The following is a 20559-nucleotide window of genomic DNA, read 5'->3' on the forward strand; positions in this document are numbered from 1 at the left end:
CGTCAGTCTCCCCGCTTTGCCGAAGCGATCAGCAATTCGCGGGCCTCTTCCAGAAGCGTGCGGGCATCGGCGCCGAGCGGCAGGTCTGCCGCCGCACTGCCGGGCGGCATCTTGACGGCGATCTCGGCGATGCGCGCTTCGGCGAGCGCCAGCATCTCCGGCGAGAAGACGTGCCCGTCGATCAGGCCTTCGAGATCGAGGCCGTCGAAATGATCGCGCGCCGCCTCGTCCTGCGGAAGCTCAATCGCCAGTTCCAGCTTTTCCAGCCAGAGATCGGCGCCGGCCCGGTGGCAGGCCGCCTGCACCTCGTCGCGGAAATCCGGCCCGGCGGCGGCGATGTCGTGCTTGAGATGCGAACGGCCGAAGAGCCGCAGCCGCAAAGCCGCCGGCCTGCCCTGCATAGCGGCCGCGACCGGCTCAAGGGCCTGTTCGATCCGCATCAGAAGGGCCGGCATGGTATCGTCCGGCAGGACCTCGACGGTGGCCGCCGCAAAACGGGCCTCATCGACGATCATCCGCTCGTGGCGGACGGAACCGTCCTCCACCGTCACCAGGACAGCGCCCCTCGCCCCCTGCTCGCGAATGCTGCGGCCCTGGATATTGCCCGGGAAGATGACCGGAGGATCCTCGGCGATCACCTCGTATTCGTGCACATGGCCGAGCGCCCAGTAGTCATATCCCCTCGACTTGAGGTCATCGAGCGAGCACGGCGCATAGGGCGCATGCGGTTCGCGGCCGGTGAGCGAGGTGTGCAGGACGCCGATGTTGAAGACACCGGGCTCGGCCTGCGGATAGGTGATTGCCAGATTGTCGTTGGCCGAGCGGTTGGCGAAGCCCTGCCCGTGCAGCGCCACCTTGAGCCGGTCGATGCGGAAGGTCTCCGGCTTGCGGGTCGAAAATTCGTACACGTTTTCCGGCAGGGTGATGGTCTTGGTGATCACGCTTTCAGCGTCGTGATTGCCGCGCAGAAAGTAGACGGGTATGCCCGCCCGCGTCAGCCGCGCCACTTGGCGGTTGTAGAAGAGCCCGATCGAATTGTCCGGCCAGTCGCCGTCATAGACATCCCCGGCAATGATGACGAAATCGACCTGAAGCTCCACGGCCCGGTCGACGAGATTGGTGAAGGCCTTGCGGCTTGCCTCGACGAACAGTTTCGCCACCTCGGCATCCTTCAGCGCCAGCCCCTGGAAGGGACTGCCGAGATGCAGGTCGGCGGCGTGGATGAAGCGGAAAGAGGTCATTCGTCCTTCGGTCGGTTGGGCATGCGCACCCGTTTTAGGCAATTGCGGCGGGCATGCCTATGGTCATCGGCCCGTCCTCCACCATATTCACCCCGGAACCTGCGAACTTGTGCGGCCTTCAGGCCGCTGCTATGCCGCATCCAACGCAGACAAGGAGGATAGTCATGCATTACCGCCCATTCGGTCGGACGACATTCACTGTTTCGGAAATCGGCTTCGGCGCCTGGCAGATCGGCGGCAGCTGGGGCGATGTCAGCGAGACCGACGGCCGCGACGCGCTGAACGCTGCGCTGGACAACGGCGTGACCTTCATCGATACGGCCGACGTCTACGGCGACGGCCGGTCGGAGAAGATCATCGCCGAGGTGCTGAAGGCGCGCGGCGGCGAGCGCCCGATGGTCGCCACCAAGGCCGGACGACGGCTGACCCCGCATGTCGCCGACGGTTACAACAAGAAGAACCTCGAAGCCTTCGTCGACCGCAGTCTTGCCAATCTCGGCGTCGAGCGGCTGGACCTCGTGCAGCTCCACTGCCCGCCGACCGAGGTTTTCTATCGCCCCGAGACGTTTGTCGCGCTCGACGAGCTGAAGGCGGCCGGCAAGATCGGCGATTACGGCGTCAGCGTCGAAAAGGCCGAGGAAGCGCTGAAGGCCATCGAGTATCCGGGCGTCGTCAGCGTCCAGATCATCTTCAACATGTTCCGCCAGCGCCCGGCGGGCCTGTTCTTCGACGAAGCGCGCAGGAAGAACGTCGCCGTGATCGCCCGCGTGCCTCTGGCAAGCGGTCTGCTTACTGGCAAGATTACCGCCGAGACGAAATTCGACGCCGAGGATCACCGCAACTTCAACCGCAATGGCGAGGCCTTCGATGTCGGCGAGACCTTTGCCGGCGTGCCGTTCGAAACCGGCCTGCAGGCGGTCGAAGAGATCCGCAAGCTGGTGCCGGAAGGCGCTAGCATGGCCGCCTTCGCGCTGAAATGGATCCTGATGCACGACGCCGTCACCGTCGTCATTCCGGGCGCGCGCAACGCCACGCAGGCAAAGTCGAACGCGGCGGCCGCCGAACTCTCGGCACTCTCCGCCGATGTAATGAAGGCCGCCGGGGACGTCTATGCCCGGCTGATCGCCCCGCACGTCCATCAGCGCTGGTAGGAAACGTCAAAGAGGCCCGGCATCACTGCCGGGCCTCTCGTTACATGATCCTGATATGAGATCAGTTGGTCTTGTTCAGGTTGACGGCCCAGAACAGGGTTTCGCCCGAGGAGTCGTCGACGCCGTCATTGTCGGTCACGGCATAGGCCTGACCCGAAGCGTCGATCGTGAACCCTTCGATCTTGTCGACGGCATAGCCGTGCGTCGCGGCCAGCATGTCCGGCAGCAGGTCGTAGGCCAGTTCCTTCTTGACCGTCGGCAGTTCGCCGCCGAGCGGCGCCGGCTTCAGCTCGGAAAGCGCGACCTTGTAGATCTTCTTCAGCTTGGCAGCTTCGCCGATCTGGTTATCGCGCTCGACGATATAGGCATAGTCGCCATTGGCGGTAATTTCGGACAGGCCAACCCATCCGGCTTCACCCTTGTCGAGCGGATAGCGCACGGCGCCCCATTCCTTCGAGGACGGCTTGTAGGAGACGAGCTTGACGAAGCCCTTCTCGTCATCCTTCCATTCGCGCTGCACGGCCATCCACAGCGTCTCGTCGTCGCCTTCGCCGACCTTGGTGATGCCTTCGAAGCCGAAGCGCACCTGATTGGCGTTCAGAGCTTCCGGAATGTCGATTACCTGATCGACGGCACCTTCGGCGCCGGCGTGGAAGATCTGGTGCGGCACGTCCTTTTCCGGATTGCCTTCGTTGGCGATCCAGAAGCCGCCCTTGCCGTCGAGAGTCAGGCCTTCCATGTCGCGGTGCTCCATCGGGGCGCCGTCCTTGGTGATGCGGATGGCGTCCGTGATGACCGCGGGCTTCTGCGTCGCGTCGATGACGAAGATCGACGGCTGCCCCGAATAGAAGCTGTCATTGGTGGCATAGAGCTTGCCGGGGGTCGTGGCGTCCGCAGCCAGGCTCGACAGGGCCCCGAAACCGAGCGGATTGCCGTCCTTGTCGTCCGCCGAGACGATTTCCGGGAATGCCTTCTCGCCTTCGCCGAGCTCGTAGAGCATGACATGCGAGCGGGCGCCGCCATCCTCGACCAGGTCGGCCTCGTTGGCGGTGGCGATCAGGTTGCGCTGCGGAACGGCGATGATGCCTTCCGGAGCCACGCCCGACGGCACGATCTGCATCAGTTCCGGCTCGGCGCCGGTATCCTTGTAGATGCCGACGACGGAAGCGCGTTCGGACATGACGAAGATGTACTGCTGGTCGCCGAACTTGGCGACTTCCAGGCCTTCCAGCTCGACGCCCTTCTTGCCGGCGCGCTTGTCGGGGAACATGCCGAGCTTGGCGATTTCGCGCTCAAGGCTCGGGCCGGACTCGTAGAGGACCTTGCCGGCCGTGTCGAAGATGGTGAAACCGCGCGAACCGCCTTCGTAATCGCCCTCATTGGCGACGACAACGCGATTGTCATCCAGCCACTGGATCGAATCGGGCTCGCGCTTGACGCCCTTCAGCGAACCGGTGAAGTCGAGCTTGCCGTCCTTCTCGATGTCAACACCATCGATATCGACCGCACCGGCGGTGAAGTGCGAGGTAACTTCGCCGGTCTTGCCGTCGACGATGACGATGTGGTTGTTTTCCTGCAGCGTCAGGGCGATCTGGCCCTTGCCGTTGATGTCGACGAATTCCGGCTCCGGATCTTCCGGGGCGATCTCGGCAAGACCGGTAACGTCGATCTTCTTCAGGCCGCCGCAATCGGCAGCGCCATCCTTGAAGGGAATGGTGACGAGGTAGCCGGCAGGCATCTGCGGCAGCTTTCCATCGTTCAGCTCTTCATTGCGCTCGTTCTCGATTGCAATGGCGGCAAAGGAACCATCCGGAGCGATCGCGATCGAATCCGGCTGGCCGCCGAGATCGCAGGATGCCTCGATGGCGCGGCTCTTGACGTCGATGGTCAAAAGCTTGCCGCCCGTCTTGACGTAATCCTCGGATGTGTTGATGGCGGCAAAGACCTTGCCGAAGCGGGCGGCGACGGAGGTCGGCTCGCCGTCGGCCATGACGGCGCCGAGCGGCTTCGGCGCCTTCGGATCGGTGATGTCGACGAAGCCGACGGCGCCGAGCGGGCTGTCGGAATAGACAAGCGTGTTGCCGTCTTCCGTCGCGGTGATGATCTCCGACGAGGTCGGCGTCTTGGCGTCCTTGTCGGCCGGCAGGTTTGCCGCGACCGGGAAGGCTGCGATGCGGTTGAACACGGGTTCTGCGAATGCGGCTGCGGCGGTGGATGCCAGCAATGCTGCGGTCAACGCCGCGCGGGAAAAAGTCTTCGTCATGGGGACCCCCTGTCTCCTCGAATTGGAACCAGGCGGTTGTGCGCATGCTGCATGACAGGCGCATGACAGCGCGGGCTCATATGCGACGATTTCGCACAGAGACCAAAGAAAACCCGGCAAAAGCCGGGTTTTCGAAGGTCAGGCCGGCCGGCGCCGCCGCTCGTTGTGCATGATGAACAGCGAGGCCCCGAGGATCAGCACCGCGCCGATCCAGAAGGAGACGGTCGGCGCGTAGCCGAAGACGACCCAGCCGGCGAGCACGTTGAGCGGCAGCTTGAGATCGTCGAACGGCTGCACGTAGGCCGCGTCGGCGGCGCGGTAAGCCCAGGTCAGGAGATACTGCGCAGCGGCCGTCAGGACGCCCATCAGCACCAGAAGTCCAAGCGCCAAGCCGGTCGGCACGGCAAAACCGGCGCCGGCCGCCAGCACCCCGTTGACCGGCGTCAGCAGGACAAGAAGCCAGATGGTGATCGTCTCGGGCTTCTCATAGGCCGTCAGGTTCTTGGTGATCAGTGAAGCGCCGCCCCAGAGCAGTGCCGCGATGATCGGCAGGAGTGCCGCCGGCGTGAAGGCTTCCGACCAGGGCTGCAGGATGATCATCGCGCCGGTGAAGCCGGTCGCGGTCGCCAGCCAGCGCACCGCCCCCACCCGCTCGCCGAGGAAGAAGCGGGCGCCGAGGATGATGAAGAAGGGCGAGGTCATGACGAGCGCGATCGCCTGGCCGATCGGCACGGAGGCAAGGCCCACCACCCAGGCCTCGACGCCGAGCGCCGAGAGCACGACGCGCAACAGATGATGCCACGGCCGGGCCGTGCGCATGGCGCCGAGGCCGAGCCGCCAGATGACCGGCACGGACAGCACGGAGGCAAACGCATATTGCCAGAAGGCTGCGGCGGCCGGCGGAAAGCCGAGCCGCATCGTCACCCATTGGGTGGCGGTATTGATGCCCGCAAAGGCGACACCGGCTGCGACCATGAGGATCGCGGCCGCCACCGGGCGGGACGGGTTGAGCGCTAGGGAGCTCTGATTCATGTCTTTGCTTCTCCAAAAGAGACCAACACAAATCAGGACGCATGAGGTGGAAAACGGCTTCAACCCCGAGCAGGAACCCCGCCCGGATTGCGACCGTCTCTCTCATTCTCTTCCATCCGGACTATGACCGTCGGCTCCGGAATCGCACCGGATCTGCTGACCCGCCGGATACACATCCAACGGCGCTCGCGGGCTTGGGGACGAACCCCTTACCGCCGGTGGGGACTTTCACCCCGCCCTGAGAACAGCCCACAGATAAGATATCCCGACGCACCGGGCAAGAGCGCGGGCGTTTCCGGATTGTTGACGGTGCATCACCCGGATGCGCTCCGATTTCGAGAGTGGCCGGAGCCTGCCGGACTAAAGGCCAATCAAGCCCGCTTTCGTCGGCCTGAACCCGCAGCGATGATAAAGCTCCTCAAGATGCGGTTCAAAATCCACATGCAGCCATCGAGCCCCACGACTTCCGGCAAGGGCGATAGCCTCTTTCACAAGCCGGCTCGCCACGCCCTGCCTGCGAAACGCGGGAAGAACGCAAGTATCCAGTATGAACGCATGGATGCCGCCGTCCCAGGCAACATTGACAAAGCCGACGATGGTCTCGCCTTCATATGCACCCACATGACCGAGGCTCCGTTTCAATACATCGGACATGGAAGCCGACGGCTCCTGCCCCAAGCCTCCCGCCACAGAACGGTCAGCGCTTCAAAGGATGGGAACGGATCAATCTTGTATTCCAATGCGGCATCTCCGGTATCAGATCGAACTAGAATAGGGATGCTTATGACGATCGGAAGCCCACGTCCCACTAACACGCCGTCGTTTTCCAACCATCTCGGTAGCAACGCTGGCGCGTTTCAACACCTTCCGCGCGATTCTCGGCATTGGCAGCTAAGCGGCAATACGCCCCTGAAACAGGAAAACCCGGTGCATTGCTGCACCGGGTTTGAAACTCAATTCCTGTTTCCCAGCGAGGTGCCGGGAAAGACGTCAACGTGAATTAGTTGACGGCGTCCTTCAGGCCCTTGCCGGCCGTGAACTTCGGAACGTTGCGAGCCGGGATATCGACTTCAGCGCCCGTGGACGGGTTGCGGCCCTTGGAGGCTGCACGATGCGAAACGGTGAAGCTGCCGAAGCCGGCGAGACGGATGTCGCCACCGTTCTTGAGTTCAGCCTGAACGGTTTCGAAGAGCGCGTCGACTGCGGAAGCTGCATCTGCCTTGGTCAGACCGGCCTTTTCTGCAACTGCGGACACGAGTTCATTCTTGTTCATGTTTCCACCCCTTTCATTGGTATGAAACGACTCATTATCAAGCTCGGCGAAAGCATAGGGGAGCTATCGCCTGCTGCAAGCCAAAAGCCTTGCTACGCAGGGAAAAGCAAGCGTTTTTCGTTCGTATTTCACAAAAAAGGCCGGCATAAATGCCGGCCTTTCGGTAAAATGTATCACTTCGGTCACAGAGCGGTCACGAGCTGGCCGCGCCGCGCTCAGTGCGCGATCGTGCCGGCCGAATCGTCGGCAGCGTCCTTGCCTGCGATTGCAGGCACTTCCACCGGCGGCTCCCATTCGATCGGCTCGAGCTTGCGAACGAGCGCGTGCTCGAGCACCTCGCCCATCCGCGAGACCGGAATGATCTCCATGTTGTTCTTCACATTGTCCGGAATGTCGGCCAGATCCTTGGCGTTTTCTTCCGGAATGAGAACCTTCTTGATGCCGCCGCGAAGGGCCGCGAGCAGCTTTTCCTTCAAGCCGCCGATCGGCAGAACCCGACCGCGGAGCGTGATTTCACCGGTCATCGCAACGTCCTTGGACACCGGCACGCCGGTCATGATCGACACGATGGCCGTTGCCATGGCGACGCCTGCCGACGGGCCATCCTTCGGAGTAGCACCCTCCGGAACGTGGACGTGGATGTCCGCCTTGTCGAAGCGCGGCGGCTCGATGCCGAAATCGATCGCCCGCGAGCGGACATAGGATGCCGCCGCCGAAATCGATTCCTTCATCACTTCCTTCAGGTTGCCGGTCACCGTCATACGGCCCTTGCCACCCGGCATCATCACGCCTTCGATGGTCAGCAGTTCACCGCCGACTTCCGTCCAGGCGAGACCGGTGACGACACCGACCTGATCCTCGCGCTCGGCTTCACCATGACGGAACCGCGGCACGCCGAGGTAGTCATGGATGTTGTCGGCCGTCACGTTGACGCTGGTGACCTTGCCCTTGATGATCTCCGTCACGGCCTTGCGGGCGAGCTTCATCAGCTCACGCTCGAAGGACCGCACACCGGCTTCGCGGGTGTACTGACGAATGACCGCCATCAGCGCGTCGTCGCTGACCGAGAATTCCTTCGGCTGCAGCGCATGCTCGCGGATGGCCTTCGGCAGCAGGTGCCGCTTGGCGATCTCGGCCTTTTCGTCTTCCGTGTAGCCGGCGATCCGGATGATCTCCATGCGGTCCATCAGCGGACCCGGAATATTGAGCGTGTTGGCCGTGGTGATGAACATCACGTTCGACAGGTCGTACTCGACTTCCAGGTAGTGGTCCATGAAGGTCGAGTTCTGCTCCGGATCGAGCACCTCAAGCAGCGCCGACGACGGATCGCCACGGAAATCCATGCCCATCTTGTCGATTTCGTCGAGCAGGAAGAGCGGGTTGGCCTTCTTCGCCTTCTTCATCGACTGGATGACCTTGCCGGGCATCGAGCCGATATAGGTGCGGCGGTGGCCACGGATTTCGGCTTCGTCACGAACGCCGCCGAGCGCCATGCGGATGTACTCACGGCCGGTCGCCTTGGCGATCGACTTGGCGAGCGAGGTCTTGCCGACGCCCGGAGGACCGACGAGGCACAGGATCGGACCCTTGATCTTGGAGGCGCGGGCCTGCACGGCGAGATATTCGACGATGCGTTCCTTGACTTTGTCGAGACCGAAGTGATCCTCTTCCAGCACCTTCTCGGCGAGGTTGAGGTCCGTCTTGATCTTCGACTTCTTGCCCCAGGGCAGGCCCAGCAGCCAGTCGAGGTAATTGCGCACGACGGTGGCTTCGGCCGACATCGGGCTCATCTGGCGCAGCTTCTTCAGTTCGGCGTCCGCCTTTTCGCGGCCCTCCTTGGAAAGCTTCGTCTTCTTGATGCGCTCTTCCAGTTCGGCCATCTCGTCACGGCCGTCCTCGGCGTCGCCCAGTTCCTTCTGGATCGCCTTCATCTGCTCGTTGAGATAGTACTCGCGCTGGGTCTTCTCCATCTGGCGCTTGACGCGCGAGCGGATCCGCTTTTCGACCTGCAGAACGGAGATCTCGCCTTCCATGAAGCCGAGCGCCTTTTCGAGGCGTTCCTTGACGCTGGTGGTTTCCAGCATCTCCTGCTTCTCGGTGATCTTGATCGACAGGTGCGAGGCAACCGTATCGGCGAGCTTGGAATAGTCGTCGATCTGGCTGGCGGCGCCCACCACTTCCGGCGAAATCTTCTTGTTGAGCTTCACATAGTTCTCGAACTCGGAGACCACCGAGCGAGCAAGCGCTTCCACCTCGACCGGATCGTCGCCCGGCTCGGGCAGGATTTCGGCAACGGCTTCATAATATTCCGGGCGGCTGCCATAGCCGCTGATCGTTGCGCGCGCCTTGCCTTCCACCAGCACCTTGACGGTGCCGTCGGGCAGCTTGAGCAATTGCAGCACATTGGCGACGGTGCCGACATCGTACATGGCGGACGGATCCGGATCGTCGTCACCGGCATTGAGCTGGGTGACAAGCATGATCTGCTTGTCCGACCCCATGACTTCCTCAAGCGCACGGATCGATTTTTCACGGCCGACGAAGAGCGGCACGATCATGTGCGGGAACACCACGATGTCGCGCAAAGGCAGCACCGGATACAGCGTTGCCTGTTTTGCAGCTGACGTTTCTTTCGTCATTTCATGTCCTTTCAAGGGTTCCGTTTCCGGAACAATCGCCAAGGCTTGGGAGGCTTCCAGGCGATATCGGTTGTTTACTAACAGTTGGAGTATCGCCTGGTCGTTTTCAAGGGCACCGCCCGTCCCCACAACCCTTCGTCACCCTAAGCCCGAAGCCTGAAATCGAGGCTAGCCGAGCCACCTGTTCCGGAGCTTACCGACATCACACGCACAGCACCTGCACAGGCCGCAAATGGATTCGCACCATCTTCACCGTATTGAAGCCGGACCGCAACGGCAAAGCACGGCTTTTCAATGGCTAAGCGCAGAATCCAACCCGTTTTTGCGACATCTTCAACGCAAAAGGCCCGCACAGCGGCGGGCCTTTCGATATTCGTCGAAAGAAGCGAGCCTTACGCGGAAGCGTTGGCCTTTTCTTCCTGCCGGTCGGCATAGATGTAGAGCGGGCGGGCCGCACCGGTCACGACCTCGTCCGAGATCACGACTTCGCGAACGCCTTCCAGGGTCGGCAGTTCGAACATGGTGTCGAGCAGGATCTTCTCCATGATCGAGCGCAGACCGCGGGCACCCGTCTTGCGCACGATCGCCCGGCGGGCAATCTCGCGCAGCGCGTCCTCGTGGAAGGTCAATTCGATGTCTTCCATCTCGAACAGGCGCTGGTACTGCTTGACGAGCGCGTTCTTCGGCTCCGAGAGGATCTGGATCAGCGCATCCTCGTCGAGGTCCTCGAGCGTCGCCAGGACAGGCAGACGGCCGATGAATTCGGGGATGAGACCGAACTTCACCAGATCTTCCGGTTCCAGTTCACGCAGCACGGCACCGACGCGACGGTCGTCCGGCGCCTTGACGGTGGCGCCGAAGCCGATCGAGGTCTTCTCGCCACGGGCGGAGATGATCTTGTCGAGGCCTGCGAACGCGCCGCCGCAAATGAAGAGGATGTTGGTCGTGTCCACCTGCAGGAACTCCTGCTGCGGATGCTTGCGGCCGCCCTGCGGCGGCACGGAAGCGACCGTGCCTTCCATGATCTTCAGAAGCGCCTGCTGCACGCCCTCGCCCGACACGTCGCGGGTGATCGAGGGGTTGTCCGACTTGCGGCTGATCTTGTCGACTTCGTCGATGTAGACAATGCCGCGCTGCGCCCGCTCGACGTTGTAGTCGGCGGCCTGCAGAAGCTTCAGGATGATGTTTTCGACATCCTCGCCGACATAGCCGGCTTCGGTCAGCGTCGTCGCATCGGCCATGGTGAACGGCACATCGATGATGCGGGCGAGCGTCTGGGCAAGGTAGGTCTTGCCGCAGCCGGTCGGGCCGACAAGCAGGATGTTCGACTTTGCAAGCTCGACGTCGCTGCCCTTGGAGGCATGCGCGAGGCGCTTGTAGTGATTGTGTACCGCGACCGACAGGATGCGCTTGGCGCCCTTCTGACCGATCACGTATTCGTCGAGGACCTCCATGATGTCCTGCGGCGTGGGGACGCCGTCACGGGACTTGACCATAGAGGACTTGTTCTCTTCACGGATGATATCCATGCACAATTCGACGCATTCATCGCAGATGAATACCGTCGGTCCGGCAATCAGTTTCCGGACTTCGTGCTGGCTCTTGCCGCAGAACGAACAATAGAGGGTGTTCTTGGAGTCACCGCCGTTGCTGCCGCTGACCTTGCTCATATCCTATTCCCTTCCAGCACGACGCGACGCTTTCCGAACGAAAAGGTTTCGCGCACATTAATCGCCGCTGATGGGGCCCATTCGGTCTCTTCGCCACCACCAGCCTCGTTTTCAGGGGCACTGACCGGAACCAAACCTTTTCGTGTTTGAATTCCGGAGGCAACGCATTCCCCTGAAACCCAAAAGCTATGTCACAAAACTTCAACATAGCCTTAAGACGCACTATTAACCGGTTTTTGAGCCGAGGCCATCCCCCAAAATGTTTTGAGGGCGGCCAAGGGCCGTCAACGGTCATTTCACGCGGCGTCGCCTTCGGTCTCGGCGCGTGACGTCAGTACCTTGTCGATGAGGCCCCAGTCCTGGGCTTCATTGGCATCCATGAAGTTGTCGCGGTCGAGCGAAGTTTCAACTTCCTCGTAGGTACGGCCGCAATGCTTCACGTAAATTTCATTCAGGCGACGCTTCATCTTCAGGATGTCGCGGGCGTGACGCTCGATGTCGGACGCCTGGCCCTGGAAGCCGCCGGACGGCTGGTGGACCATGATGCGTGCATTCGGCGTCGCGAACCGCATGCCCTTCTCGCCGGCGGCGAGCAGCAGCGAACCCATGGACGCGGCCTGGCCGATGCAAAGCGTCGTCACGGCCGGACGAATGAACTGCATGGTGTCGTAAATCGCCATCCCGGAGGTGACGACACCGCCCGGCGAATTGATGTAGAGAGCGATTTCCTTTTTCGGGTTTTCCGCTTCCAGGAACAGGAGCTGCGCGCAAACCAGCGACGCGATATGATCCTCCACGGGGCCCGTCAGGAAGATAATCCGCTCTTTGAGAAGCCTGGAATAGATATCGTAGGAGCGTTCCCCGCGGTTGGTCTGCTCGACGACCATCGGCACCAGGGCCAAGGCGGTATCAACTGGGTTTCTCATTTGCTTCCTTTATCCAACGCATTCCCGGCTTGCGCCCGGAATCAGTAAATTCATCCAATCCCTACATAGAGCGTCGGGGTACGCAACTTCAAGAGATGCGCCCGATAAGCTTGAAAAGCGTTTTCCCGGCTTTTTGCAGGCAGATCGGCTCCAGTGGTCGCGGCCTTTTTCCCAACTGCCGCATTAATTACCAGTTACGCAGGCACGACCCCACCGGTTTTCACGCTGGACGTGGTTAAGCAATACTGAATTTCCACAAGCTGGCGGCGGCGTCGCGGGTTGCCGCAACCCAAGTACACACGCACAGGTTTTTGCTTATCTGTTGTCAAATTTTAATGAGCGACATCAGTCCTATTTAAGCATCTGTCAATGCGTCACAGTTTAGATTGACGTTACGCAACGAACAGGCCCCTGAAGACATTGCCCGACCTACACACCGGAATGCTGTTTCTAACGGTAGAGACATTGACATTGTCAGTGCTCCTGCTGGTCGTATGGCTGAATTCGCCACGCAGCCAGTTTTACCTGTACTGGAGCCTCGGCTTCGCGTTTCGGAGCGCCGGCCTCATCGCGCTTACCCTCAACAGCCGCACGCCGGGAATGCTGCCGCCGGAATTTCCCAATGCCCTGACACTCTGGGGCATGAGCTTCTGGCTGGTGGGGATGCACAAGCTGTCGGGCCGCGCGGTACCGCCGAGCATACTCCTTCCCGTCGCGACATGGCTGATCGGCATGCAGTTGCCGGGTGCGCAGGACAACCTCGTCTATCGTTCGGCCTTGTACGGCGTGTCCATGGTGAGCGGCTGCCTGATGCTCGCCTCAGCCTCGCTTTCCATTCCCGTCGGCCGGGCGGTCCAGCGCCACATCATCTGCGGGCTCTGGATCATCTTTGCGCTCAACTCCACCGTCATCGCGGCCTGCGTTGCGATCGAACAGCCCGCCGACATCCTCGAGCTCTCCGTCGGCCCTGTGTGTGGCGCGATCGGCGCTGCCGGCCTGATCGCCATGGTCATCACATGGGCAAGCATCGTCATGGAGATGTCCCAGAGCCGCCTGCGCCACCTGGCGAGCTGCGATCCGCTTACCGGGGCGCTCAACCGGCGCGGCCTCGAGGAAGCGTTCTGTCCCATGATCGAGCGCGGCAAGCCGGCATCGCTGGTTTCCATCCTGGTATTCGACCTCGACCACTTCAAGCAGATCAACGACCGCCACAGCCATGACGCGGGCGACCAGGTGCTGATCGCCTTCGCCAAGCTCGCCCGTGAGGTGATCGGCGAGCGGGGGATTGTCGCGCGCAGCGGCGGCGAGGAATTTGTCGCCGCCCTTCCCGTTGCGGGCCATCCCGAAGCAATTGCCCATGCGGAGACCATTCGCCTGCGTTTCGGCTCCACCGCCCACCCAACGAAATCGGGCTCCGTCGGCGCCACGGTCAGTATCGGCATCGCCTGCATGCCCCACGATCAGGCCGACATCGACGGCCTGATGCATGCCGCCGATACCGCGCTTTACGAGGCCAAGGCCCGCGGCCGCAACCGCAGCGCCTTCCTGCACGACGGCGTGGTGCATGTGGTCAGGTGCTGCAACGAGGGCGATGCGGCAGACAACGACCCGGGCAGCGCGGACCGCTCTCCCGAAGCTGCCGTGCCTCAGCCCTTTCGTCCCCGTTTCGTCCAGGCCGGTTGAAAAAGCGCCCGGACCGCTATCCGCCTTTTTCAAAATCCGCTAAATCGCTCGGCATGACATCTCCAGACTTCATGCACATTGACGGCGACAATCGCCGCGTATCGCTCGACGCCGCAAATCCGGCGTTCTACGGCAGCCCGAACGCGGTCTATGCACGGCTTCACGCCGCCTGCCCCACCTTCTATTGGGAGGAACGGCGGCAATGGTTCTTTGCGGGTTACGACCATGTCAACGGCCTGCTCCGGGACCGCCGGTTCGGCCGCCAGATCACCCACATTGCCAGCCGCGAAGAGCTGGGGCTTGCCGACGATCCACCGCATATCGCCGATTTCGTGCAATCCGAGGCGCATTCGCTGCTGGCCATCGAGCCGCCGGAACACACGCGGCTGAGAACGCTGGTCAACCGCGCCTTCGTCTCGCGCCATATCGAGAAGCTGGCGCCGGAGATCGCCGCGCTCGCCCATTCGCTGATCGACGGCTTCGAGAAGGACGGCGGGACTGAACTGCTGTCGCGCTTCGCCGAGATCATTCCGGTGACGATCATCGCCCGGATGATCGGCATCCCGGACGACATGTGCCGGCAGCTGCTGGACTGGTCGCACGCCTATGTGCGCATGTACATGTTCAACCGGACGAAGGAGGAGGAGATTGCCGCCAACCGGGTGGCGAAGGAGTTTTCCGACTACGTGCGCACCATTATTGCCGAGCGCCGGGCGGAGCCGCGCGACGACCTGATGTCGCACATGATCCACACGGAGCACAAAGGCCAGTACCTGACCGAGGATGAGCTGATCTCGACGACGATCGTGCTGCTGAACGCCGGTCACGAGGCGACCGTTCATCAGATCGGCAATTCGATGCGGGTCATTCTCGAAAGCGGCCTCGATCCAAAAGACCTGTTTCGCGATGCAGCCGCGACCGAACTGACGGTCGAGGAGTCCCTGCGCATCTGCGCGCCGGTGCATGTCTTCGAGCGCTGGGCGCTGGAGGATGTCGACATCGACGGGGTCTCGCTGAAGCGTGGCGACGAGATCGCCCTGATACTTGCCGCCGCCAATCTGGATCCGCTGAAATACACCGACCCGCTCACATTCAAGCCGGACCGCAAGGAAGCGCCGAACCTCTCCTTCGGTGCCGGCATCCATTTCTGCATCGGTGCGCCGCTCGCCCGGCTGGAACTCAACATCGCCCTGCCGATCCTGTTCGAGCGGCTGCCGGGCATGAAAATCGCCGAGACGCCCGTGGTGAAGGACGTCTACCATTTTCACGGGCTCGAAAGACTCGACCTTCAGTGGTGAGGGGCGCGTCTCTCGCGCTATGACGTTTCCGAGGCGTAGCGGTTCTGCAGCGCGTTGACCTGCTCACGCATGGCCTGCCTCAGCTCCTGTGGCGCAAGGACTTCGGCCTCGGCGCCGAGGCGCAGGAATTCCGACGTCGCCTGTTGAATTCCGCCGCAGGGCAACGTGACCGTCCGCCAGCCATCCGCGCCTTCCGGCTCCGACACGGCAATGCGGGTGCGGACATAGAAGGGCGATATGTGTTCCAGGAGCCGCAGACCCCATCTCGAGATGCGCAGGGTTGCGATGTTGGGATGCAGTTCCGCCTCAAGGCGCTGGGTGTTCTCGTCCCAGTAAGCCGTGAGGTCGAAATCGGCCGGGCGCTCGAAACGCTCTTCCGTGACGACAAGGTCCAGGATGCGGGAAATGCGATAGGTCCGCACCCCTGCCCGCTCCCCCGTTTCCGCGTTCGCTGCCATATACCAGGCACCGCCCTTCAACACGACGCCCAGAGGGGCCACTATGCGGGTCTTCTCCTCCGCCCAGGTGCGGTAGCGCATCCGTACCCGCTTGTTGTTCCAGACCGCGTCTGCGATGGCCTGGAGATGCAGAGGCTGCTCGCTCTCCCCGAACCAGGTCGGAGCGTCGAGATAGAAGCGCTGCTGCATGCGGGCCGCGCTCTGGCGCAGCTCTTCGGGCAGCGCCGCGGTCAGTTTCTTCTGTGCGCCGGCCATCAGCGTGCCGAGGCCGAGATCGGCGGCCGCACCCGGCAGGCCGGAGAGAAACATCGCCTCCGCCTCTCCTGGAGAAAGACCGTTCAGCCGGACGCGATAGCCGTCGAGCAGCCGGTAGCCGCCGTCCGATCCGCGCTCCGAGTAGACAGGAATGCCGGCGGCGGACAATGCGTCGACATCCCGATAGATGGTGCGTACCGAAACCTCGTTTTCCTCGGCTAGCGTCTCGGCCGTCACCAGTCCGCGGGCCTGCAGCGTGGTCAGGATGTTGATGAGGCGGCTTGCCCGCATATCGAGAAATCTCCGTGTGCGGAGATTATCCTAAACCAACCTGACAAAAACTGACAGGTATGGCGCCGTACCCTGCCCTCATCGACATCCACAAACGGGAAAGGACGAGACCATGCCCACCAAGGAACCGATCACCCTCTATTATTCCCCACAGACCCGGGCGACCGGCGTGCGGGTGCTGCTGGAAGAGCTCTGCGCGCCCTACCGGCTGCATGTGCTGAACATGAAGGCCGACGAGCAGCGCAAGCCGGACTATCTCGCCATCAACCCGCTCGGCAAGGTGCCGGCGATCCGTCATGGCGACGCCTTCGTGACCGAACAGCCGGCCGTCTATCTGTATCTCGCCGACCTCTTTCCGGAAGCCGGGCTGACACCAGCGATCGGCGAGATAGACCGTGCAGCGTTCCTGCGCTGGATCGTCTATTACGGCAGCTGCTTCGAACCGGCCTTGGTCGACAAGTCGATGAACCGCGAGCCTGGAATGCGGAACTTCACGGTCTACAGCGATTATGACAGCATGCTTGCTGCGATCGAAAATGCGCTGACGCCCGGGCCCTATCTGCTCGGAGAACGCTTCAGCGCCGCCGATGTGCTCTGGGGGATCGCGCTGCAGTGGACGACCATGTTCGGCCTCGTCGAAGAGCGGCCGGTATTCCGCGCCTATATCGACCGCGTGACGTCCCGCCCGTCCTTCAGGAAGGTCACGGAAGAGGACGTCGTCATGGCGGCGGAACACGAGAAGGCAGCCGCGCAGAACGCGGCGTGACCGCCCTTCGCGAAGGGCGAGTGATCAAAGCTTGATGACATAGTCCTTGCGAGTCGTTTCAACGACTTCCCAGGTTCCCTTGAAGCCGGGTCTCAGCACCATGCTGTCGCCCGCCTTCAGGTGAACCGGCTCGCCGCCCTCCTCCGTCAGGACGGAGTGGCCGGCGAGAATGTGGAAATATTCCCACTCGTCATAGACGATCCGCCATTTGCCGGGCGTGGCTTCCCAGACGCCTGCATAGAGGCCGCCATCGGCCTCCTCCAGGTTCCAGGTGCGGAATTGCGGATCGCCGGAGATCAGCCGGTCTGGCGCCGGAGCGCCCTCTTCCGGCTCGACGGTATCGAGATCGAAACGCATCATCTTTTCCATCGATTGTCTCCGGCGTTCCCTAACTCTGCTCAGACGCCTGCCAGCGCCTGGTCGAGATCGGCAATGATATCCTTCACGTCCTCGATGCCGACCGACAGGCGGATGACGTCCGGCCCGGCGCCGGCGGCAATCTGCTGTTCTTCCGACAACTGCCGGTGCGTGGTCGATGCCGGATGGATGACCAGCGAGCGGGTGTCACCGATATTGGCGAGATGCGAGAAGAGCTTCAGCGTCTCGACCAGCTTCTTGCCGGCCTCGTAGCCGCCCTTGACGCCGAAGGTGAAGACGGCGCCGGCGCCCTTGGGCGAATAGCGCTGCTGCAGGCCGTTATTCGGATCGTCGGAAAGACCGGCGTAGCTGACCCACGCCACCTTCTCATGCTTCTTCAGCCACTCGGCGACGGCGAGCGCGTTGTCGCAATGGCGCTGCATGCGCAGCGGCAGCGTCTCGATGCCGGTCTGGATCATGAAGGCGTTGAACGGCGAGATCGACGGACCGAAGTCGCGCAGGCCGAGGACGCGGCAGGCGATCGCGAAGGCGAAATTGCCGAAGGTCTGATGCAGGACGATGCCGGCATATTCGGGACGCGGCTCGGAGAGCATCGGATAATTGCCGGACTTCGACCAGTCGAAGGCGCCGCCGTCGACGATGATGCCGCCCATGGAATTGCCATGGCCGCCCATGAACTTCGTCAGCGAGTGGACGACAATGTCAGCGCCATGCTCGAGCGGACGCACGAGGTACGGTGTCGCCATGGTGTTGTCGACGATCAGCGGAATACCGTGCTTCTGGGCGACGGCGGCGATTGCCGCGATGTCCGTGAAGGTGCCGGCCGGATTGGCGAGGCTTTCGATGAAGATCGCCCGCGTACGGTCGTCGATCAGCGCCTCGAAGGACGACGGATTGAACGCGTCTGCCCAGCGCACCTGCCAGTCGAAGCTCTTGAAAGCATGGCCGAACTGGTTGATCGAGCCGCCATAAAGCCGGTTGGCGGCGATGAAGTTGTCGCCCGGGCGCATCAGCGTGTGGAAGATCAGGAGCTGGGCGGCGTGGCCGGACGCTGTCGCCAGTGCGGCGGTTCCGCCTTCGAGCGCCGCGACACGCTCTTCGAGCACGGCCTGCGTCGGGTTCATGATGCGGGTGTAGATGTTGCCGAATTCCTGCAGGCCGAAGAGAGCGGCCGCATGGTCGGCGTCGCGGAAGGCGAACGACGTGGTCTGATAGATCGGCGTCGCGCGGGCTCCCGTCGTCGGATCGGGGGCCGCGCCGGCGTGGACTGCCATCGTGCTGAAACCAGGATTTTCCGAACTCATGCGATACTCCCTTTTGACTTTTTTGTGTTGCTGGATTGTGTAGCCATTTATCCCGCAGACAGCAATTGCAATCCGCCTGTGCCGATGCTGCCGATTTGACACGGATCAATGCCGGCAGCAGCCAATCCCTCCATTCTCCAAGGATGTGAAGGAGAAGGGCATGACAAACGCACAGCACAAGATTCTCGACCGGATCAGCGAATGGTGGGAGACCCGCCCGGCGCGGCAGTCCAGCGAACTCGCGGGCCTTTGCGAGTTCGACCTCGAAAGGCTGGCGCGGGACTGCGGCCTGCCGACGTCAGACTTCCTGGAGCTCGCTCGCAAGCCGCCGAATGCGGCGGCGGAAATGCCGGAGATGATGCGCGCGCTGAACATCGACCCCGTCGAGGTCGAGCTTGAACATCCCGCCGAGTTCCGCAACATGCAGGCGACCTGTGCGCTCTGCCCGTCGAAGGCCAAATGCCGGCGCGATCTCGGGCACGGCAGGGCCGATCAGAACTTCGATTCCTATTGCGGGAATGCAGACGCCCTGAACGGCATGCGCGCCGAACCGGACCTCCTGTACGAGTAGGAGACCTGCGTCAGCCGACCAGCCTCGGATGTTCGATCGCCGGGCATCGGTTCATGACGACCTTCAGGCCACCGGCCTCCGCCTTGGCGGCGGCCTTGTCGTCGCGGATCTCCAGCTGCCCCCATATGACGGCGGGTTTCGGCTCCATGGCAAGCGCTTCGTCGACGACGCCGTCCAGGAACTCCTTCGCCCGGAAAACGTCGACCATGTCCACGGGCTCCGGAATATCCGCAAGCCGGCCATAGGCGGTCTCGCCGTTGATCTCCTTGCCAGCCTGCCCCGGATTGACCGGAATGACGCGGTATCCCTGCGACTGGAGGAAGCGCATGACCCGATACGAGGGCCGCGCGGTATTCGGCGAGGCGCCGACCAGCGCAATGGTTTTGACGCTGTTCAGGATGTCGGCAATATAGGCGTCGTCATAGTGATCGTGGTTCATGTGTCGGGCCTCTTATCAATCTGTGGAACCGCCACAATTGAATGACAGTTATAGTTCTATCTAGGCACGACCATGCTCCGGGAGAAGACCATCATGAACCGCCTCGTTCTTTCCGCTCTGACGCTCGCCATCGCCGCCACGCCAGCACTGGCGATTTCACGCTACAACACGACCAAGATGCAATGCGCCGCCATCCAGTCCGCGCTGGCGCGCGAGGGTGCTGCGATCCTGCGCTACCCGTCGAAGAACGTGGCAGGGCTGACGCTCTACGACCGCTATGTGCGTGACAGCGGCTACTGCGACTATCCGCGCGAGTACGCCAAGCGGGTGACGGTGCCGGCCCGCGACACCTCTGCCTGCCCCGTCCGGCAGTGCAAGGAACGCCAGCGGCTGTTCCGCTTTCCCCTCCACAGGAACAACTGAACTGCCGAGCGCTTCGGTGCTCAGCTATGCAGGGCGTGGTAGAGCAGAGGGAACTCTGTTACCGGGCATCGGTCCATGACGACCTTGATGCCGGCCCGTTCCGCCTTGGCCGCGGCGACATCGTCGCGCACGGTCAGCTGGCCCCATATGACTTTCGGTCTCGGGATCATCGCCACCGCCTCGTCGACGACGTCCTTGAAGTGGCTCGACTCGCGGAAAACGTCGATCATGTCGACCGGCTCCGGGAGCACGGCGAGGCTTTCGTAGCAGAACTGGCCGAGGATCTCCCCGCCCGCATGAGCAGGATTGACCGGGAGGACGTGGTAGCCCTTGCCGAGCAGGAAGCCCATCACATTGTAGCTCGGGCGATGCTCGTCGGCGGACGCACCGACAAGGGCGATGGTCTTGCAAGACGTCAGTATGTCCCGGATATAGTCGGAAGCGTATGCATCATGGTTCATGGCAGCTCCTTCCGTTCCGGCCTTCACCGGAACCGCG

The 20559-nt window shown here is 62.3% G+C and carries 18 protein-coding genes, 1 pseudogene and 1 riboswitch; of the genes and pseudogenes, 6 read left to right on the forward strand and 13 right to left on the reverse strand.

Annotated elements, in window-relative coordinates; all coding sequences use genetic code 11:
• Window positions 1-2: 2 nt before the first annotated feature.
• Window positions 3-1241 carry a metallophosphoesterase family protein gene (locus tag ACU5AZ_RS03205; protein ID WP_446824597.1) on the reverse strand — a complete coding sequence of 413 codons (1239 nt, stop codon included), beginning with the start codon at window positions 1239-1241 and terminating at the stop codon, window positions 3-5.
• Window positions 1242-1405: 164 nt separating this feature from the next.
• Between ACU5AZ_RS03205 and ACU5AZ_RS03210 the strand changes: the two genes are divergently transcribed.
• A complete protein-coding gene (locus tag ACU5AZ_RS03210; protein ID WP_446824598.1) occupies window positions 1406-2392 on the forward strand; it encodes an aldo/keto reductase in 987 nt (328 codons plus the stop codon).
• 61 nt (window positions 2393-2453) lie between these two features.
• Here ACU5AZ_RS03210 and ACU5AZ_RS03215 read toward each other — a convergent pair whose 3' ends face one another.
• The 7 genes and pseudogenes from ACU5AZ_RS03215 to clpP all read right to left on the reverse strand — a co-directional run bounded on the left by ACU5AZ_RS03215 (window position 2454) and on the right by clpP (window position 12195).
• Entirely contained in the window at window positions 2454-4655 is a 2202-nt protein-coding gene (locus ACU5AZ_RS03215) for an esterase-like activity of phytase family protein (protein ID WP_446824599.1), read from the reverse strand.
• 138 nt (window positions 4656-4793) lie between these two features.
• On the reverse strand, window positions 4794-5687 hold the full coding sequence (locus tag ACU5AZ_RS03220) for a DMT family transporter (RefSeq protein ID WP_446824600.1): 894 nt from the start codon (window positions 5685-5687) through the stop codon (window positions 4794-4796).
• A gap of 100 nt (window positions 5688-5787) precedes the next feature.
• Window positions 5788-5937: riboswitch (FMN riboswitch) on the reverse strand.
• 110 nt (window positions 5938-6047) lie between these two features.
• Window positions 6048-6427, reverse strand: a pseudogene (locus ACU5AZ_RS03225) (GNAT family N-acetyltransferase).
• A 260-nt stretch (window positions 6428-6687) separates the two neighbouring features.
• Window positions 6688-6960 (reverse strand): DNA-binding protein HupB, encoded by a 273-nt coding sequence (gene hupB / locus ACU5AZ_RS03230; protein ID WP_261930484.1) that lies wholly within the window; start codon window positions 6958-6960, stop codon window positions 6688-6690.
• A gap of 215 nt (window positions 6961-7175) precedes the next feature.
• Window positions 7176-9599, reverse strand: coding sequence for an endopeptidase La (lon, locus tag ACU5AZ_RS03235; RefSeq protein ID WP_446824601.1), 2424 nt, complete (start codon window positions 9597-9599; stop codon window positions 7176-7178).
• A gap of 392 nt (window positions 9600-9991) precedes the next feature.
• Window positions 9992-11269, reverse strand: a complete 1278-nt coding sequence (clpX, locus tag ACU5AZ_RS03240) for an ATP-dependent Clp protease ATP-binding subunit ClpX (protein WP_446824602.1) — start codon at window positions 11267-11269, stop codon at window positions 9992-9994.
• Between the two features lie 296 nt (window positions 11270-11565).
• Window positions 11566-12195 (reverse strand): ATP-dependent Clp endopeptidase proteolytic subunit ClpP, encoded by a 630-nt coding sequence (gene clpP, locus ACU5AZ_RS03245; RefSeq protein ID WP_446824603.1) that lies wholly within the window; start codon window positions 12193-12195, stop codon window positions 11566-11568.
• A gap of 477 nt (window positions 12196-12672) precedes the next feature.
• Between clpP and ACU5AZ_RS03250 the strand changes: the two genes are divergently transcribed.
• Together ACU5AZ_RS03250 and ACU5AZ_RS03255 are read left to right on the forward strand one after the other, a co-directional pair.
• Window positions 12673-13878 (forward strand): GGDEF domain-containing protein, encoded by a 1206-nt coding sequence (locus ACU5AZ_RS03250; RefSeq protein WP_446825903.1) that lies wholly within the window; start codon window positions 12673-12675, stop codon window positions 13876-13878.
• 53 nt (window positions 13879-13931) lie between these two features.
• On the forward strand, window positions 13932-15176 hold the full coding sequence (locus tag ACU5AZ_RS03255) for a cytochrome P450 (protein WP_446824604.1): 1245 nt from the start codon (window positions 13932-13934) through the stop codon (window positions 15174-15176).
• Window positions 15177-15193: 17 nt separating this feature from the next.
• Here the strand turns inward: ACU5AZ_RS03255 and ACU5AZ_RS03260 are convergent, their stop codons facing one another.
• Entirely contained in the window at window positions 15194-16180 is a 987-nt protein-coding gene (locus ACU5AZ_RS03260) for a helix-turn-helix transcriptional regulator (RefSeq protein ID WP_446824605.1), read from the reverse strand.
• Between the two features lie 112 nt (window positions 16181-16292).
• Between ACU5AZ_RS03260 and ACU5AZ_RS03265 the strand changes: the two genes are divergently transcribed.
• The gene (locus ACU5AZ_RS03265; RefSeq protein ID WP_446824606.1) at window positions 16293-16946 is read left to right on the forward strand and encodes a glutathione S-transferase family protein; all 654 of its coding nucleotides are present in this window, start codon (window positions 16293-16295) and stop codon (window positions 16944-16946) included.
• A 24-nt stretch (window positions 16947-16970) separates the two neighbouring features.
• On the opposite strand, the gene ACU5AZ_RS03270 is transcribed toward ACU5AZ_RS03265, so the two are convergent.
• Window positions 16971-17315: a cupin domain-containing protein gene (locus ACU5AZ_RS03270; protein WP_446824607.1), complete on the reverse strand. Its 345-nt coding sequence runs from the start codon at window positions 17313-17315 to the stop codon at window positions 16971-16973.
• A gap of 29 nt (window positions 17316-17344) precedes the next feature.
• Complete coding sequence (locus ACU5AZ_RS03275; protein ID WP_446824608.1) at window positions 17345-18628, reverse strand: O-acetylhomoserine aminocarboxypropyltransferase; 1284 nt, start codon at window positions 18626-18628, stop codon at window positions 17345-17347.
• Window positions 18629-18788: 160 nt separating this feature from the next.
• Here ACU5AZ_RS03275 and ACU5AZ_RS03280 point away from each other — a divergent pair, with 160 nt between their 5' ends.
• Window positions 18789-19199: a DUF6455 family protein gene (locus ACU5AZ_RS03280; RefSeq protein WP_446824609.1), complete on the forward strand. Its 411-nt coding sequence runs from the start codon at window positions 18789-18791 to the stop codon at window positions 19197-19199.
• Between the two features lie 10 nt (window positions 19200-19209).
• Here the strand turns inward: ACU5AZ_RS03280 and ACU5AZ_RS03285 are convergent, their stop codons facing one another.
• A complete protein-coding gene (locus ACU5AZ_RS03285) occupies window positions 19210-19638 on the reverse strand; it encodes a CoA-binding protein (protein WP_446824610.1) in 429 nt (142 codons plus the stop codon).
• Window positions 19639-19731: 93 nt separating this feature from the next.
• Here ACU5AZ_RS03285 and ACU5AZ_RS03290 point away from each other — a divergent pair, with 93 nt between their 5' ends.
• Window positions 19732-20061 (forward strand): hypothetical protein, encoded by a 330-nt coding sequence (locus ACU5AZ_RS03290; protein WP_446824611.1) that lies wholly within the window; start codon window positions 19732-19734, stop codon window positions 20059-20061.
• A 20-nt stretch (window positions 20062-20081) separates the two neighbouring features.
• Here the strand turns inward: ACU5AZ_RS03290 and ACU5AZ_RS03295 are convergent, their stop codons facing one another.
• On the reverse strand, window positions 20082-20522 hold the full coding sequence (locus ACU5AZ_RS03295; RefSeq protein ID WP_446824612.1) for a CoA-binding protein: 441 nt from the start codon (window positions 20520-20522) through the stop codon (window positions 20082-20084).
• Between the last annotated feature and the right edge of the window lie 37 nt (window positions 20523-20559).

It is taken from the genome of Rhizobium sp. PAMB 3182 (genome assembly GCF_052908355.1).

Excerpts from the sequence above, each read along its gene's own strand:
- ACU5AZ_RS03205 (WP_446824597.1), bottom strand. The coding sequence starts at position 1,241 with ATGACCTCTTTCCGCTTCATCCACGCCGCCGACCTGCATCTCGGCAGT.
- ACU5AZ_RS03280 (WP_446824609.1), top strand. The coding sequence starts at position 18,789 with ATGACAAACGCACAGCACAAGATTCTCGACCGGATCAGCGAATGGTGG.
- ACU5AZ_RS03290 (WP_446824611.1), top strand. The coding sequence starts at position 19,732 with ATGAACCGCCTCGTTCTTTCCGCTCTGACGCTCGCCATCGCCGCCACG.
- ACU5AZ_RS03255 (WP_446824604.1), top strand. The coding sequence starts at position 13,932 with ATGACATCTCCAGACTTCATGCACATTGACGGCGACAATCGCCGCGTA.
- lon (WP_446824601.1), bottom strand. The coding sequence starts at position 9,599 with ATGACGAAAGAAACGTCAGCTGCAAAACAGGCAACGCTGTATCCGGTG.
- ACU5AZ_RS03210 (WP_446824598.1), top strand. The coding sequence starts at position 1,406 with ATGCATTACCGCCCATTCGGTCGGACGACATTCACTGTTTCGGAAATC.
- hupB (WP_261930484.1), bottom strand. The coding sequence starts at position 6,960 with ATGAACAAGAATGAACTCGTGTCCGCAGTTGCAGAAAAGGCCGGTCTG.
- ACU5AZ_RS03285 (WP_446824610.1), bottom strand. The coding sequence starts at position 19,638 with ATGAACCACGATCACTATGACGACGCCTATATTGCCGACATCCTGAAC.
- ACU5AZ_RS03295 (WP_446824612.1), bottom strand. The coding sequence starts at position 20,522 with ATGAACCATGATGCATACGCTTCCGACTATATCCGGGACATACTGACG.
- ACU5AZ_RS03270 (WP_446824607.1), bottom strand. The coding sequence starts at position 17,315 with ATGGAAAAGATGATGCGTTTCGATCTCGATACCGTCGAGCCGGAAGAG.
- ACU5AZ_RS03260 (WP_446824605.1), bottom strand. The coding sequence starts at position 16,180 with ATGCGGGCAAGCCGCCTCATCAACATCCTGACCACGCTGCAGGCCCGC.
- ACU5AZ_RS03220 (WP_446824600.1), bottom strand. The coding sequence starts at position 5,687 with ATGAATCAGAGCTCCCTAGCGCTCAACCCGTCCCGCCCGGTGGCGGCC.
- clpX (WP_446824602.1), bottom strand. The coding sequence starts at position 11,269 with ATGAGCAAGGTCAGCGGCAGCAACGGCGGTGACTCCAAGAACACCCTC.
- ACU5AZ_RS03215 (WP_446824599.1), bottom strand. The coding sequence starts at position 4,655 with ATGACGAAGACTTTTTCCCGCGCGGCGTTGACCGCAGCATTGCTGGCA.
- ACU5AZ_RS03275 (WP_446824608.1), bottom strand. The coding sequence starts at position 18,628 with ATGAGTTCGGAAAATCCTGGTTTCAGCACGATGGCAGTCCACGCCGGC.
- clpP (WP_446824603.1), bottom strand. The coding sequence starts at position 12,195 with ATGAGAAACCCAGTTGATACCGCCTTGGCCCTGGTGCCGATGGTCGTC.
- ACU5AZ_RS03265 (WP_446824606.1), top strand. The coding sequence starts at position 16,293 with ATGCCCACCAAGGAACCGATCACCCTCTATTATTCCCCACAGACCCGG.